Source organism: Arthrobacter sp. 10T419, from assembly GCF_056394105.1.
Map to the genome: position 1 here is coordinate 191,903 of NZ_JBFTHF010000002.1, position 12,925 is coordinate 204,827.

The window sequence follows — 12,925 nt, forward strand, 5'->3', positions numbered from 1 at the left end:
TGCCGGCTATGCGGGATTCCTGTTCCGGATTCCCGGGTCCCTTACTGCAAGGAGCAGCACCAGACGGAGTTCGAATCCGCAAACGCCTGGTAGTGGAGCGCGGCCCCGCTGCCCATGCGCTGTCGGCCATCCAAGTCCGGACTGCACCAAAATGTCGGTGCCTGTCCGTACCGTCACCGGCATGGAACATGTGATCGTAAAAACCGGCCCTGACGGACATCCGCGGGCCGTGGTCCGCGGTGGCCGCGAATGGGTGGTTGGCGCGGAACCCGTGCGGTGGTTTGAGCGCGTGAGCTGGTGGGAGGCCGAGCGCCGGATGCCGAAGGGACTGAGCCGGGTCGATGTCGAGGTGTGGCAGGTCCAGGCCAGGCTGGGCCGGAACAGCGGATCGGCCCTAACTACGATGGAAATCATCCGGGACGGCCTCGGCGGAGGCTGGCGGCTCCGGGACGCGGTGGCGGACGCCGCCTGACCAGCGGTCACCCGCGGCAAAAGCTTCCGCGCAATGGAAAAGCCTGAGGGCAATGGAAAAGCCTCCGGGCAATGGAAAAGCCTGCGGGCAATGGAAAAGCCTTCCACCGCGACTATTGGGGGATGCCGCGGTGGAAGGCTTGTTAGAAATATACCGTGAATGCGTCCAAATGTGAAACGCCTAGCGGTTGAATTTGACCATCGACGGGACTAATCCGGGCCCCGCGGCTGTCTATCGGAAGCCGTGCCGCTGCCGTGCGGGCGGACTAGCGGGGCTGGACCGGGACGAAGACGCGGGGCTGGTCCTTCCAGCTGGGTTCCATGTCCGCGATTGTCTCGCGCATGATCTTGTTGGAGGCCTCGCGGGCGGCCACGCCGTCGCCGGCCGCAATCGCCTCCGCCACGTCCACGTGCCACTGCAGCGCGGAGGCCCGCGGATGGTCCGGCATCAGACCGTGGACGGTGCGGCCGGTCAGCGTCTCGGCCACCTGGCCCACCATGTTGGCGAACATTTCGTTGCCGGAACCGGTCAACAGCAGGGAATGGAACTGGATATCCAGCTCGAGGAACCGAGGCACGTCGCCGGCCACACCGGCCTCCCGCATGGCGTGGGAGATTTCCACCAGCTGGCTGCGGAGTTCATCCGGGGCGTTGCCGGCCGCCAGTTCGGCCGCCACCGGCTCCACCGCGGTCCGCAGCTCGGCCAGGGAGCGCAGCTGGGCGCCGCGGCCCTCGCCGGCCAGGCGCCAGCGGATCACGAGCGGATCGAAGGGATTCCAGCGGCTGGCGGGGAGCACCCGGATGCCGACACGTTTGATGGTCTCGACCAGCCCCAGGGACTGCAGCACGCGCACCGCCTCGCGGACCACCGAGCGAGAGACCTTCAGCTCATCCTCGAGGTGCTCGGCCAGCATGACATGGCCGGCGGGGAGCTCGCCGGCGACGATGCGGGCTCCCAGATGCTCGATGGCGCGGTGATGCAGGCTGGTCGACATAGTCGTAAGCATAGTGGCGCAGGCCGCAATCCCGGGGCTACAGGCGCAGTGGCCGCCGAAAATCATAGACTGTTTGTGACGCGCCGTATTCCGCCACGTGGGCGCTGCTTTCCTGCAGTCAGCGGAAATACATATGGTTTATTGACAGCCACTGATCCCAAGAAGCGTGTTCCGCAGCAACTGCGGGACGAACTGCACTCGATGCACAGAATGAATTGGAGTTTTGATGTCAGCACACATCGGTGTCACCGGCCTTGCGGTGATGGGGGCCAACCTGGCCCGGAACCTGGCCCGTAACGGCTTCACCGTTGCCCTGCACAACCGTTCCGTGGAGAAAACCGACGCGCTCCTCGAAAAGCACGGCCAGGACGGCGACTTCGTCCGCACCGAAACGCTGCAGGAACTCGTCGACTCGCTGGAGAAGCCGCGCCGCGTGCTGATCATGGTCAAGGCCGGCAAGCCGGTGGACTCCGTGATCGAACAGCTCGAGCCGCTGCTGGAGGCCGGCGACATCATCATCGATGCCGGCAACTCGCACTACGAGGACACCCGCCGCCGCGAGGCCGCCCTCGCGAAGAAGGACCTCCACTTCGTCGGCATCGGCGTCTCCGGCGGCGAGGAAGGCGCGCTCAACGGCCCCTCGATCATGCCCGGCGGCTCCAAGGAGTCCTACGAGGCGCTCGGCCCGCTGCTGGAAAAGATCGCAGCCCACGTCGACGGCCAGCCCTGCTGCGCCTGGATCGGCACCGACGGCGCCGGCCACTTCGTCAAGATGGTGCACAACGGCATCGAATACGCCGACATGCAGGTCATCGGCGAGGCCTTCGACCTGCTGCGCTCCGGCGCGGGCATTGAGCCGGCCGAGCAGGCAAAGATTTTCGCCGAATGGAACAAGGGCGAGCTCGCTTCCTTCCTGATCGAAATCTCCGCCGAAGTCCTCGGCCACGTCGATGCCAAGACCGGCAAGCCGTTCGTCGACGTCGTGGTGGATGCCGCCGGCCAGAAGGGCACCGGCCGCTGGACGGTCATCTCCGCCCTTGAACTGGGTTCCCCGACTTCCGGCATCGCCGAATCGGTCTTCGCCCGCGCGTTGTCCTCGCAGGCGGAGCAGCGCAAGCTGGCCCAGGAACTGCTGGCCGGCGGCGAGGCCGCCGTCGAGGTCCCCGAGACTTTCGTCGAGGACGTCCGGCAGGCACTGTACGCCTCCAAGCTGGTCTCCTACGCGCAGGGCCTGGACATGCTCACCTCCGCCGCCAAGGAATACGGTTGGGACCTCAAGCTGGACGAGATCGCCTCGCTGTGGCGCGGCGGCTGCATCATCCGCGCAGAGCTGCTGAAGGAGATCACCAAGGCCTACGCCGCGGACGAGAAGCCGGCGAACCTGCTGTTCGCGCCGGCCTTCACCAAGGCGATCGCCGAGGTCCTCCCGGCCTGGCGGCGCGTGGTGGCCACCGCGGTGCAGCTGGGCATCCCGGTGCCGGTGTTCTCCTCCTCGCTGGCGTACTACGACGGCCTGCGGCGCAAGCGCCTCCCGGCCGCCGTGATCCAGGGCCAGCGCGACCTCTTCGGTGCACACACCTACGGCCGCATCGACACCGAGGGCACCTTCCACACCCTCTGGGGCGAGGACAAGTCCGAGATCTCGGCAGTGGACACGCACTAATCCAGACCGGTTAACGACAGCGGCCGGCGGCCCCGTTTTGGGGCCGCCGGCCGCTGTCTTTATGACTGCGTGCTTTAGATGCGGTACTCGATCAGGTACTCGGCCGGGTCGACGGCGGGTTTGGTTTCGCGCTGGGCGTCGCGGTGCCGCCAGGTGGCGGGCACTCCGGTCAGGATCGATTCGGCCGGGGCGTCCTTGACTACGACGGCGTTGGCGCCGATGGCGCTGTCCCGGCCGATCGTGATGGGGCCCAAGACCTTGGCTCCGGCGCCGATGACGACGCGGTCCTCGATGGTGGGGTGCCGCTTGATCTTTGCGAGCGAACGGCCGCCGAGCGTGACACCGTGGTAGATCATGACATCCTCGCCGATCTCGGCGGTTTCGCCGATCACAACCCCCATGCCATGGTCGATGAAGAAGCGGCGGCCGATCGTGGCGCCGGGGTGGATTTCGATGCCGGTCAGGAAGCGGGCCAGCTGGGAGATCAGCCGCGCAGGGAAGCGCAGCGAAGGGTTCTGCCAGAGCCGGTGCGTCAGGCGGTGCGCCCAGATCGCGTGCAGGCCGGAGTAGGCAAAGAAGTTTTCGAAAGAACCGCGCGCCGCCGGGTCGTGGGACCGGGCGGCGTCGAGGTCTTCCTTCAGTCTTGCGAAGAAGCTCACAAAGACCTTTCTACGAAATCTTGGGACAGGGCTGGGCTTAGCCGCGGATGTCGTCGTACAGCACGGTGGAGATGTAGCGCTCCCCGAAGTCGCAGACAATGGCAACAATCAGCTTACCGGCGTTCTCCGGGCGCTTCGCGAGCTCCAGGGCCGCCCAGACGATCGCGCCGGAGGAGATGCCGCCGAGGATGCCTTCCTTGACGCCCAGCTCGCGGGCCACGCGGACCGAGTCCTCCAGGGTGGCGTCAATGACCTCGTCATAGACGTTGGTGTCCAGGATTTCCGGCACGAAGTTGGCGCCGAGGCCCTGGATCTTGTGCGGGCCCGGGGCGCCGCCGTTGAGGATGGGGGAGTCCTTGGGCTCGACGGCGATGATCTGCACGTCGGGCTTGCGCTCCTTGAGTACCTGGCCGACACCGGTGACGGTTCCGCCGGTGCCGACGCCGGCGACGAAGATGTCCACCTTGCCGTCGGTGTCCGACCAGATTTCCTCGGCGGTGGTGCGGCGGTGCACCTCGGGGTTGGCCTCGTTGGCGAACTGCTGCGCCCAGATGGAGTTCTCCGTGTTCGCGACGATCTCCTGGGCCTTCTCCACGGCTCCGCGCATGCCCTCGGAACCGGGGGTCAGCACAATTTCTGCGCCGTAGGCGCGGAGCATGACGCGGCGTTCCGTGGACATGGTCTCGGGCATGGTGAGGATGACCTTGTAGCCGCGGGCGGCGCCGACCATGGCCAGGGCGATGCCCGTGTTGCCGGAGGTTCCCTCGACGATGGTCCCGCCGGGCTTGAGTGCACCGGACTTCTCCGCGGCGTCGATGATGGCGACGCCGATCCGGTCCTTGACGCTGTTGGCCGGGTTGTAGAACTCCAGCTTGACCGCCACCGTGGCGTCCAGGCCTTCGCTCAGCCGGTTGAGGCGGACCAGCGGGGTGCCGCCGACCAGCTGGGTAACATCGTCATAGATCCGTGCCATGGGTAGGTGTGCCTATCTGTGAGGAGGAATTCTAAGGTCAGCGTAACGAGGGCGCTCAGGCCCTAGCTAAGCATTAAGCCATGCAGAGTAATATTTCCTGGCCTTCGCCAGCTTCGGGTTGATGATCACCTGGCAGTAGCCCTGTTCGGGGTACTTCGCGTAGTAGTCCTGGTGGAAATCCTCCGCCACGTGGAAGACCGGCAGGCGGCTCACCTCGGTGACGATCGGATCCGACCACAGCTCCTGGTTCCGGCCGATCGCTTCCTCGAAAAGGATCTTCTCCTCAGTGGTCTCGTAGAACATCGAGGACCGGTACTGGGTGCCGACGTCGTAACCCTGCCGGTTCAGCGTCGTGGGATCGTGCAGGGCGAAGAACATGTCCAGGATGACCTCGGCCGGGATCACCTCCTCGTCGAAGGTCACCGCCACCACCTCGGCATGGCCGGTGGTGCCGGAGCACACGCTGTAGTAGTCGGGGTTGCGGTCGTGGCCTCCGGTGTAGCCGGAGACGACCGAGCTGACACCCTTGGTCTTTTGATAGACGGCGTCGAGGCACCAGAAGCAGCCCCCGCCGAGGACGAAAGTTCTCATGTCCTGTTCAATGGACGAAGGGCCCGGATCATTCCCGAACCCGGCATTCGGCCAGCATCCGGGACTCCCGGCAGGGGTGGCTGGCACCGCGGATAGGGTAAAAATGAGGTTATGGAACCTGAGAACACCGACGTTTCAGCGCAGCCCGACGAAGCTACCCGCACCGGCGAGGCTGCCACGCTGGGCATGATCCTGCTGGCCGTCGAGGAGCTCTGGCCCGAATCGCTGGCGGAGGAGTGGGACGAGGTAGGCCTGGTGGCCGGGCACCCGTCCGCCGAGGTGAGCAGGATTCTCTTCGCCGTGGACCCCACCCTCGAAGTCATCGAGGAAGCCGTCGCCTGGGGCGCCGAACTGCTCATTACGCACCATCCTCTGCTGCTCAAGGGCGTCACCTCCGTTGCCGCCAACACCCCCAAGGGCAAGGCGGTGCACCGGCTGATCGAGTCCGGGACCGCACTGCTGACAGTGCACACCAACGGTGATTCCGCCGTCGGAGGCGTCTCCGACGTACTGGCCGACGCGCTGGGCCTGCAGGACGTGGTGCCGCTGACGCCGGCCGCGAACGGCCTTCCGGAGGAAGGGATCGGCCGGGTCGGGGACCTCGCCGACGTCCAGACGCTGGGGGACTTCGCCGCGCGGGTCTTCGGCATCCTTCCCTCCGTGGCCGGCGGCGTCCGTGTTTCCGGCGACCGGGACGGCCTGGTGCGACGTGTGGCCCTGTGCGGCGGCGCGGGCGACTCGCTGTTCAACGAGGTCCGCGCGAGCAACGCCGACGTCTACCTGACCGCGGACCTGCGCCACCATCCGGCGTCGGAGGCCCGCGAGGCTGCCGTCAATGACCGGCCGTACCTGATCGACGTCTCGCACTTTGCGAGCGAGTGGCTGTGGCTGCCGGCGGCCGCCGAGGCCTTGGGGAATGTGCTGACCGACCAGGGCCACGACATTGAAATCCGGGTCAGCAGCACCAACAGCGACCCCTGGGACTTCATTCTGACTCCGGGCGGCGACTAGAGTCTAGGGAGCGCCGGTACGGTGCCCGGCTCCGGCCGGTAAGTGAACAAGCGGAGGAAATAGTGGCCAAGGCAGCACCGGCGGAACAGTTGAAGTTGCTCGAATTGCAGGGACTCGATGCCAGGCTCAAGTCCCTGTCCAACCGCCGCCGCAGCCTTGAAAGCGACTCCCGGATCACCGACCTGGAGGCTGCCCTCAGTGTGGCCAACGGAGAACTCGGGGCCGCGAAGGTGGCGGTGCACGACGCCGAACTGGAACTCAAGCGCGCCGAGGCCGACGTCGAGCAGGTCGCCTCCCGGATCGAACGCGACGAGGCCAGGCTCAACAGCGGCACCGGGCTGTCCAAGGACCTCGTGGCACTGCAGCGCGACATCGCGTCCCTGAACAAGCGCCGCTCGGATCTTGAGGACGTTGAACTCGAGGTCCTGGAGCGGCTGGATTCGCTGCGCCTGCGCCAGGCCAGCCAGCAGCAGATCGTTGACGATATCCAGGGTTCCTTTGGCACCATCCGCGCCGAACTGGACGAACAGCTCGCCGAAGTGGCCGCGGAGATGACCGTGGTGCGCGGCCAGCGCGCCGAGTTCGCCGAGGGACTGGACGCGGGAATGCTCGCCGTCTACGAGAAGACGCTCGCCAAGCGCGGCGTCGGCGCGGCCCGGCTCTTCCACGGCACCTCCGAAGGATCCGGTATGCAGCTGAGCCCCGGTGACCTCGCCGAGATCAAGGCCGCCGCCGAGGACGACATCGTCTTCTGCCCGGATTCCGGGTGCATCCTGGTCCGCTCCGCCGAGTGGGCCTAGTCCCCAAGTGACTCGCAGTTGTTGTCGTTTAGAGGCGTGTAAACGACAACAACTGCCAGCTAGTTGGGCAGGATGAGGTTGAGGGTGTGCGGCTTCCGGGCCGTGCCCTCGACCAGCTCCGCGGACCATTTCTCGGCGGCGGCCTTGTGCAGCTGCGCCGGGGTCTGCGGGGTCTTGCCGCGGCGGGCCAGCAGGTGCCGGGCAAGCTCCCCGCGGGTGTGCTTGGCGAAGTGGCTCACCACCTTTCGGACGCCGTTGACCTCCGTGAAGACGTTCACCGCCACGGTCCGCTCGGGCGGGGGAGCCCAGGCCGCGGCGTAGGTGCTGGAGCGGCAGTCGACCAGCAGCTCGCCGTCCGTTGCGGCGGCCAGGGCCTCAGTCAGCTGCGGCTTCCAGAACGAGGCCAGCCGTCCAACGTCGGGTAGGGACGTGCCCATCGATAGCCGGTACGCCGGCACCCGGTCCGCAAACCGGATCGCGCCCCAGAGCGCGGAGATCACCAGCACGTTTGCGTCCGCCTTCTTCCGCTGCGCCGGAGTCAGCGAGCGGTAGTCCAGGGCGTCGTAGAGGACGCCGGAATACACCTGGTGGGCGGGCGCGGCAGGCTCGGCGTGCAAGCGGGTGTTGCGTTCGACGTCGGCCTTCAGCGAGGCGCCGACGCCCAGCAGCGCCAGGGCGTCCTCGTGCGCGCTGACGGTGCCGAGCGCCTCGAGCACCTTTGCGCGGTAGGCGTTGAGGCCGGGGAAGCTGAGCGAAGCCGCGTCGACGGCGTCACCGCCGGTCGCGGGGGTCTTGCCTTCGGAGGGCGGCAGCAGAATTAGCACCGTACGATCCTACCGGCGGCCAGGCGGCTGCAGCCGCGCGCGGCCCGGCGTCGGGCTAGCGCCGGTGTCCGGTGTTGTCGAGGCCCACGAAATTCGACTGGCCGACTGTCTTGGCCCGCTGGATGTCCCGCCGTGCCCGCTCGGATTCCGGGTCGCTGCCCAGCCGCGCGTGCTTCCGGCGGGTCAGGAGGTCACGCACGACGGACGCGACGACCAGCAGTCCGGCGCCGACGGCAAGGAGCAACAGTTCCATGCGGTCAGGCTACCTTCGTTGGCGCCGCCGGGACAGGGGGAGGCGCCGTGACCGCCACGGGGGTGGGGCCGGCGGCCTGGGCCGGCGCCGCTACCGCTGCCTGGGCGGCCTTGGTCTCCCGGGCCAGGAACGCGGACAGCTCGCCGATGGTGCTCATCAGCGGCGCCGGGAAGACCACGGTGGAGTTCTTGTCCACCGCAATCTCGACGAGGGACTGCAGGTTCCGCAGCTGCAGGGCCAGCGGATGCGCCATCATCATGTCAGAAGCCTCACCGAGCGCCGCCGCCGCGATCGACTCGCCCTCGGCGGCAATGATCTTGGCCCGCTTCTCCCGCTCGGCCTCCGCCTGCCGGGCCATGGCGCGCTTCATGCTTTCGGGAAGCTGGATGTCCTTCAGCTCCACGAGCGTGACTTCGACGCCCCACTCCAGGGTGAGTGCGTCCAGGATTTCGCGGATGTCGCTGTTGATGTGTTCCGTTTCGGACAGGGTCTGGTCCAGGCTGTGCCGGCCGACCACCTTGCGGAGCGTCGTCTGGGCGATCTGGTTGATCGCGGCAGCCACATTTTCGATCGCCACCACCGACTTCACGGCGTCGATCACCCGGTAGTAGGCCACCGCGGAGATATCCACGCTGACGTTGTCCTGGGTGATGATGCCCTGCGACTGGATCGGCATGGTCACGATCCGCAGGCTGACCAGCTGCAGCCGGTCGATCACCGGGATGATAAAGCGCAGCCCGGGCATCCGGACTCCGATCACCCGGCCCAGCCGGAACAGCACGCCCTGCTCATACTGGCGCACAATCCGGATCGAGGCCCGGGCCAGGATGAGCACGAGCGCGGCGATGATCAGCCAAATGACGACGGCGGTGAAATCCATCCGAATCGCTTCCTTGCCTGGCGGGGTTGCTGCTTTCATTCTCCCACCGGCAGGCCCAAAAGGCGCCGGTGCGGTGAGCCTGCGGGGGCAGCCCGTAGAATGAGAACCGGATGGGTTGACCAGGCGGCCGCGCGTCACGCAAGTGGCTCGAGGAACGTCCGGGCTCCGCAGGGCAGGGTGGTGGGTAACGCCCACTCGGGGTAACCCGCAGGCCAGTGCCACAGAGAATAGACCGCCTGCCCCAGGGCCGTGTCCGCACGGTCGGGGGAGCAGGTAAGGGTGAAACGGTGGTGTAAGAGACCACCAGCTTCCCGGGTGACCGGGAAGGCTAGGTAAACCCCACCCGGAGCAAGGCCAGACAGGACACGTTTGAGGGCTGCCCGCCCGAGTGTCCGGGTAGGCCGCTGGAGGGCGTCGGCAACGGCGTCCGTAGATGGATGGCCGCTACTCCCGCGCCGGCAACAGCGCGGGAACACAGAACCCGGCGTATCGGTCAACCCATCCAACCAAACGAAAAGGACCGGCACCGTGTGGTGCCGGTCCTTGCCGTTTGGATCGAGGTGTAGGTTTCGGATCAGGCCTTGGCCTTCCGCTTCACCCAGCCCCACGCCGCCGTGGCGACGAACAGGACCAGGCCGATGACGGCCAGCCAAAGCAGGCCCTTCACGACGAAGCCCAGGATCGAAAGAATGAGCCAGATGACAAGTAGTGCAACTATGAGTCCCATCTGGACATCCTACGTCAAGGGCTGCGTGACGCGGCGGACCCCGCTCGTGTGAGTGATTTCACGCCGCCTCCGGCCCCCTGGACCGGCGCCCCGCTCTAGAATGGATAGCGAACGTAGATGTTCTGCCACCGGGTCTGCGTTCGCCGCCGGTGGCTTTTTCTTTGCGCTCCATGCAGGCGCCCGGGGTGGACCGAATCCCCGCCGCGTCCAGGTTCCGGAGATCCGCCGGCAGCCGACTTCCGCATACGAGGACGTATGTGGTGGATTTTAGGAAGGTAGTTCTGTGAGCCAGACGTCAGATTCTTGTCTTGATACGTGGATGGGCCGGGAGGCGCTCGCCGAGGCCATGATTCCGGTGATCGGCCGGCTGTACCGCGAAAACAACGTGGTGACGTCCATCCACGGCCGGAGCCTGATCAATAAGTCCACCATGAACATCCTCAAGGCGCACCGTTTTGCCCGCCGGATGAGCAAGGAAGAGCTGCGCCTCGAAGAGACCGCGCCCCTGCTCGACGCCCTCACCAAGCTGGACCTCGGCGCGGCAGCCATCGACATTGCCCGCCTGACCGAAAAGTACCGCGTAGAAGGCAACGGCATCAGCCTGGACGACTTCCTGCGCGAGGAGCTGGCCGAAGTGGTCGGCAAGCGCGGCGGCGACGACCGCACCAGCACCGACGTCGTCCTCTACGGCTTTGGCCGCATCGGCCGGCTCCTGGCCCGCCTCCTGATCGAGAAGGCCGGCGGCGGGCACGGCCTGCGGCTGCGCGCGATCGTGGTGCGCCGCGGGTCGGACAACGACCTCACCAAGCGCGCCAGCCTGCTGCGCCGCGACTCGGTGCACGGGTCCTTCGAAGGCACCATCAAGGTGGACCTCGAGAACGACACCATCACTGCCAACGGCGTCCAGATCCAGGTCATCTACTCGGACAACCCGGCCACGGTGGACTACACCGCCTACGGCATCCACGACGCACTGGTGGTCGACAACACCGGCCGCTGGCGCGACGCCGAGGGCCTCTCCCAGCACCTGCAGAGCAAGGGCGTTTCCCGCGTTCTGCTCACCGCCCCGGGCAAGGGCGAGCTGAAAAACATCGTGCACGGCATCAACCACGCCACCATCACGGATTCGGACAAGATTGTTTCGGCGGCGTCCTGCACCACCAACGCCATCACGCCGGTACTAAAGGCGATCAACGACCGCTACGGCGTCGTGCACGGCCACGTAGAGACGGTCCACTCCTTCACCAACGACCAGAACCTGATCGACAACTTCCACAAGGGTGACCGCCGCGGCCGCTCCGCCGCGCTGAACATGGTCATCACTGAGACCGGTGCCGCCAAGGCTGTCGCCAAGGCCCTGCCCGAGCTCCTGGGCAAACTGACCGGCAGCTCCATCCGCGTCCCCACCCCGGATGTCTCCCTGGCCATCCTGAACCTGAGCCTGGAAAACGGCACCACCAAGGATGAGGTCAACGACTACCTGCGCGAGATGTCGCTGCACTCGGAACTGCGCAAGCAGGTCGACTACATCGATTCGCCCGAGGTTGTCTCCACCGACTTCGTCGGCTCCCGCCGCGCCGGCATCGTCGATGGCCTCGCCACCATCAGCAACGAGAAGAACCTTGTCCTCTACGTCTGGTACGACAACGAATTCGGTTACAGCTGCCAGGTGGTCCGCGTGATGGAGGAAATGGCCGGCGTGAACCCGCCGTCGTTCCCGGCCAAGGACGCGGCCGCGACCCTCGAAGCTGCCGGGCTGCCGGTCGAGGTCGGGTAGCCCCACTTTGGACCTTCCCGGCCGGTTCGCTGGAATCGGCCGGGAAAGGGAACCACAATGGAGCCATGGAACAGAACTCGGCTGTGGAGCACGAAACCACCCTGGAACATGCCCTCGACGTAGCCCGGCGGAACGCCAAGGAAGCCAAGCGCCTCCTCGACGACGCCCGAGCCAAACGCGAGGCCGGCGAGATCGACGACGCGCGGGTCAGCCAGTTGGAAGCGCTGCTGAATCTCGCCGAGGAGGACCTCCGCCGGGTCACCAAGGAACAGTGACCGCTCGGCACTGACCAGCCGGCGGCCGTGCGGCCGCCAGCCCCGGGGCATAGCCTGTCCTGTCCTGCACACTGTGGACAACCGGGCCGCTGTCGGTGCCCCGGCCTAGGCTGATGAGGTGCAGCAGCCCCATCCCTCCCGGGAACTTCCGTGACGGTCACCTGGCGCGACTTCAGGCGCGCCCGGCGCCGGTCGCGCCAGGCCTGGGCATTGCTGGGCGCCACGATGCTGGCGTTGCTGGCTGGCCTCGGCTGGTTCTTCACCGCCGGCCAATTTGCGATCGCAGAGCCGAGGGTGGCGGGGCCCACCGAGGCTCCCGTGCTGGCGGCGGGTTGGATGAAACCGGTCGCGCCGGTTCGGGCCGTGCCGTCCGGTCTCGCCGTGGACCTCCTGTCGGTGCTGCCGGTCAAGGGCCGCGCAGCCAGCGGCAACTACAACCGCAGTGCCTTTGGCCAGGCGTGGCTCGACGTCGACCGTAACGGCTGTGACACCCGCAACGACATCCTCCGCCGAGACCTGGCCGGCGCCATGTTCACCGAAGGCTCCCGCTGCCGGGTCGGATCCGGGACCTTCCAGGAGCCCTACACCGGGCGGACCATCGCCTTCCAGCGCGGTGCGGCGTCCAGCAAAGCCGTGCAGATCGACCACGTCGTGGCGCTGGGGGACGCCTGGCAAAAGGGGGCCCAGCAGCTGAGTCCGCTGCAGCGCCAGCACTTCGCCAACGATCCGCTGAACCTCATTGCCGTGGACGGGCAGGCCAACCAGGACAAGAGCGCGTCCGACGCCGCCACCTGGCTGCCGCCGAACAAGGCGTTCCGCTGCCACTACGTCGCCCGGCAGATCTCGGTGAAGGCCGCCTACGGGCTGTGGGTAACGCCGGCCGAAAAGGACGCGATGAAACGGGTTCTCGGTGCCTGCCCGGGGCAGCAGACCATCGTGCCGCGCTGATGTCCGGGCTGATTCGCGCTGCTGTCTGCGCGGTTGGGAACGGAACGATTCCCGGCTCATTGACACCCGACACTGCCA

Annotated in this window: 15 protein-coding genes and 1 other RNA gene; 8 read left to right on the forward strand and 8 right to left on the reverse strand. The window is 66.7% G+C overall.

Annotated elements, in window-relative coordinates:
* Positions 1-181 precede the first annotated feature (181 nt).
* Positions 182-472 carry a hypothetical protein gene (locus tag AC1DBD_RS04495; protein ID WP_441417525.1) on the forward strand — a complete coding sequence of 97 codons (291 nt, stop codon included), beginning with the start codon at positions 182-184 and terminating at the stop codon, positions 470-472.
* A 265-nt stretch (positions 473-737) separates the two neighbouring features.
* On the opposite strand, the gene AC1DBD_RS04500 is transcribed toward AC1DBD_RS04495, so the two are convergent.
* Positions 738-1,466 (reverse strand): FadR/GntR family transcriptional regulator, encoded by a 729-nt coding sequence (locus AC1DBD_RS04500; protein ID WP_476892359.1) that lies wholly within the window; start codon positions 1,464-1,466, stop codon positions 738-740.
* Between the two features lie 226 nt (positions 1,467-1,692).
* On the opposite strand from AC1DBD_RS04500, the gene gndA reads away from it, so the two are divergent.
* Positions 1,693-3,129 carry an NADP-dependent phosphogluconate dehydrogenase gene (gene gndA, locus AC1DBD_RS04505; RefSeq protein WP_476892360.1) on the forward strand — a complete coding sequence of 479 codons (1,437 nt, stop codon included), beginning with the start codon at positions 1,693-1,695 and terminating at the stop codon, positions 3,127-3,129.
* Positions 3,130-3,203: 74 nt separating this feature from the next.
* Here the strand turns inward: gndA and epsC are convergent, their stop codons facing one another.
* From epsC to msrA, 3 genes are all read right to left on the reverse strand, one after another.
* Positions 3,204-3,788, reverse strand: a complete 585-nt coding sequence (epsC, locus tag AC1DBD_RS04510; protein ID WP_138769044.1) for a serine O-acetyltransferase EpsC — start codon at positions 3,786-3,788, stop codon at positions 3,204-3,206.
* Between the two features lie 37 nt (positions 3,789-3,825).
* Positions 3,826-4,761, reverse strand: a complete 936-nt coding sequence (gene cysK / locus AC1DBD_RS04515; RefSeq protein WP_441417528.1) for a cysteine synthase A — start codon at positions 4,759-4,761, stop codon at positions 3,826-3,828.
* Between the two features lie 66 nt (positions 4,762-4,827).
* The gene (gene msrA, locus AC1DBD_RS04520; RefSeq protein WP_441417529.1) at positions 4,828-5,352 is read right to left on the reverse strand and encodes a peptide-methionine (S)-S-oxide reductase MsrA; all 525 of its coding nucleotides are present in this window, start codon (positions 5,350-5,352) and stop codon (positions 4,828-4,830) included.
* Between the two features lie 111 nt (positions 5,353-5,463).
* Between msrA and AC1DBD_RS04525 the strand changes: the two genes are divergently transcribed.
* Both AC1DBD_RS04525 and AC1DBD_RS04530 read left to right on the forward strand, forming a co-directional pair.
* Entirely contained in the window at positions 5,464-6,363 is a 900-nt protein-coding gene (locus AC1DBD_RS04525) for a Nif3-like dinuclear metal center hexameric protein (protein WP_441417530.1), read from the forward strand.
* Positions 6,364-6,425: 62 nt separating this feature from the next.
* Positions 6,426-7,163, forward strand: a complete 738-nt coding sequence (locus tag AC1DBD_RS04530; protein WP_476908682.1) for a zinc ribbon domain-containing protein — start codon at positions 6,426-6,428, stop codon at positions 7,161-7,163.
* 59 nt (positions 7,164-7,222) lie between these two features.
* Here AC1DBD_RS04530 and AC1DBD_RS04535 read toward each other — a convergent pair whose 3' ends face one another.
* From AC1DBD_RS04535 to AC1DBD_RS04545, 3 genes are read right to left on the reverse strand one after another with little or no spacing between them, the layout of a single operon-like run.
* Positions 7,223-7,987, reverse strand: coding sequence for a YaaA family protein (locus AC1DBD_RS04535; RefSeq protein ID WP_476981505.1), 765 nt, complete (start codon positions 7,985-7,987; stop codon positions 7,223-7,225).
* Between the two features lie 55 nt (positions 7,988-8,042).
* Positions 8,043-8,240, reverse strand: a complete 198-nt coding sequence (locus AC1DBD_RS04540) for a hypothetical protein (RefSeq protein WP_476981506.1) — start codon at positions 8,238-8,240, stop codon at positions 8,043-8,045.
* 4 nt (positions 8,241-8,244) lie between these two features.
* A complete protein-coding gene (locus tag AC1DBD_RS04545) occupies positions 8,245-9,120 on the reverse strand; it encodes a slipin family protein (RefSeq protein ID WP_476981507.1) in 876 nt (291 codons plus the stop codon).
* Between the two features lie 111 nt (positions 9,121-9,231).
* Here AC1DBD_RS04545 and rnpB point away from each other — a divergent pair.
* Positions 9,232-9,625: RNase P RNA component class A (gene rnpB, locus AC1DBD_RS04550), an RNA gene on the forward strand.
* A gap of 69 nt (positions 9,626-9,694) precedes the next feature.
* Here the strand turns inward: rnpB and AC1DBD_RS04555 are convergent.
* On the reverse strand, positions 9,695-9,847 hold the full coding sequence (locus tag AC1DBD_RS04555; RefSeq protein WP_175320881.1) for a hypothetical protein: 153 nt from the start codon (positions 9,845-9,847) through the stop codon (positions 9,695-9,697).
* Between the two features lie 283 nt (positions 9,848-10,130).
* Between AC1DBD_RS04555 and AC1DBD_RS04560 the strand changes: the two genes are divergently transcribed.
* From AC1DBD_RS04560 to AC1DBD_RS04570, 3 genes are all read left to right on the forward strand, one after another.
* Complete coding sequence (locus AC1DBD_RS04560; RefSeq protein WP_441417535.1) at positions 10,131-11,624, forward strand: glyceraldehyde-3-phosphate dehydrogenase; 1,494 nt, start codon at positions 10,131-10,133, stop codon at positions 11,622-11,624.
* A gap of 65 nt (positions 11,625-11,689) precedes the next feature.
* Positions 11,690-11,899, forward strand: a complete 210-nt coding sequence (locus AC1DBD_RS04565) for a hypothetical protein (protein ID WP_175320883.1) — start codon at positions 11,690-11,692, stop codon at positions 11,897-11,899.
* A gap of 150 nt (positions 11,900-12,049) precedes the next feature.
* Positions 12,050-12,847 carry an HNH endonuclease family protein gene (locus tag AC1DBD_RS04570; protein WP_476981508.1) on the forward strand — a complete coding sequence of 266 codons (798 nt, stop codon included), beginning with the start codon at positions 12,050-12,052 and terminating at the stop codon, positions 12,845-12,847.
* The last annotated feature ends 78 nt before the right edge of the window (positions 12,848-12,925 follow it).

What these genes read in the sequence shown, in the direction of transcription:
- AC1DBD_RS04555 (WP_175320881.1), bottom strand. Translation starts at nt 9,847, where the DNA reads ATGGGACTCATAGTTGCACTACTTGTCATCTGGCTCATTCTTTCGATC.
- AC1DBD_RS04540 (WP_476981506.1), bottom strand. Translation starts at nt 8,240, where the DNA reads ATGGAACTGTTGCTCCTTGCCGTCGGCGCCGGACTGCTGGTCGTCGCG.
- AC1DBD_RS04565 (WP_175320883.1), top strand. Translation starts at nt 11,690, where the DNA reads ATGGAACAGAACTCGGCTGTGGAGCACGAAACCACCCTGGAACATGCC.
- AC1DBD_RS04500 (WP_476892359.1), bottom strand. Translation starts at nt 1,466, where the DNA reads ATGTCGACCAGCCTGCATCACCGCGCCATCGAGCATCTGGGAGCCCGC.
- AC1DBD_RS04525 (WP_441417530.1), top strand. Translation starts at nt 5,464, where the DNA reads ATGGAACCTGAGAACACCGACGTTTCAGCGCAGCCCGACGAAGCTACC.
- gndA (WP_476892360.1), top strand. Translation starts at nt 1,693, where the DNA reads ATGTCAGCACACATCGGTGTCACCGGCCTTGCGGTGATGGGGGCCAAC.
- AC1DBD_RS04545 (WP_476981507.1), bottom strand. Translation starts at nt 9,120, where the DNA reads ATGGATTTCACCGCCGTCGTCATTTGGCTGATCATCGCCGCGCTCGTG.
- cysK (WP_441417528.1), bottom strand. Translation starts at nt 4,761, where the DNA reads ATGGCACGGATCTATGACGATGTTACCCAGCTGGTCGGCGGCACCCCG.
- AC1DBD_RS04495 (WP_441417525.1), top strand. Translation starts at nt 182, where the DNA reads ATGGAACATGTGATCGTAAAAACCGGCCCTGACGGACATCCGCGGGCC.
- msrA (WP_441417529.1), bottom strand. Translation starts at nt 5,352, where the DNA reads ATGAGAACTTTCGTCCTCGGCGGGGGCTGCTTCTGGTGCCTCGACGCC.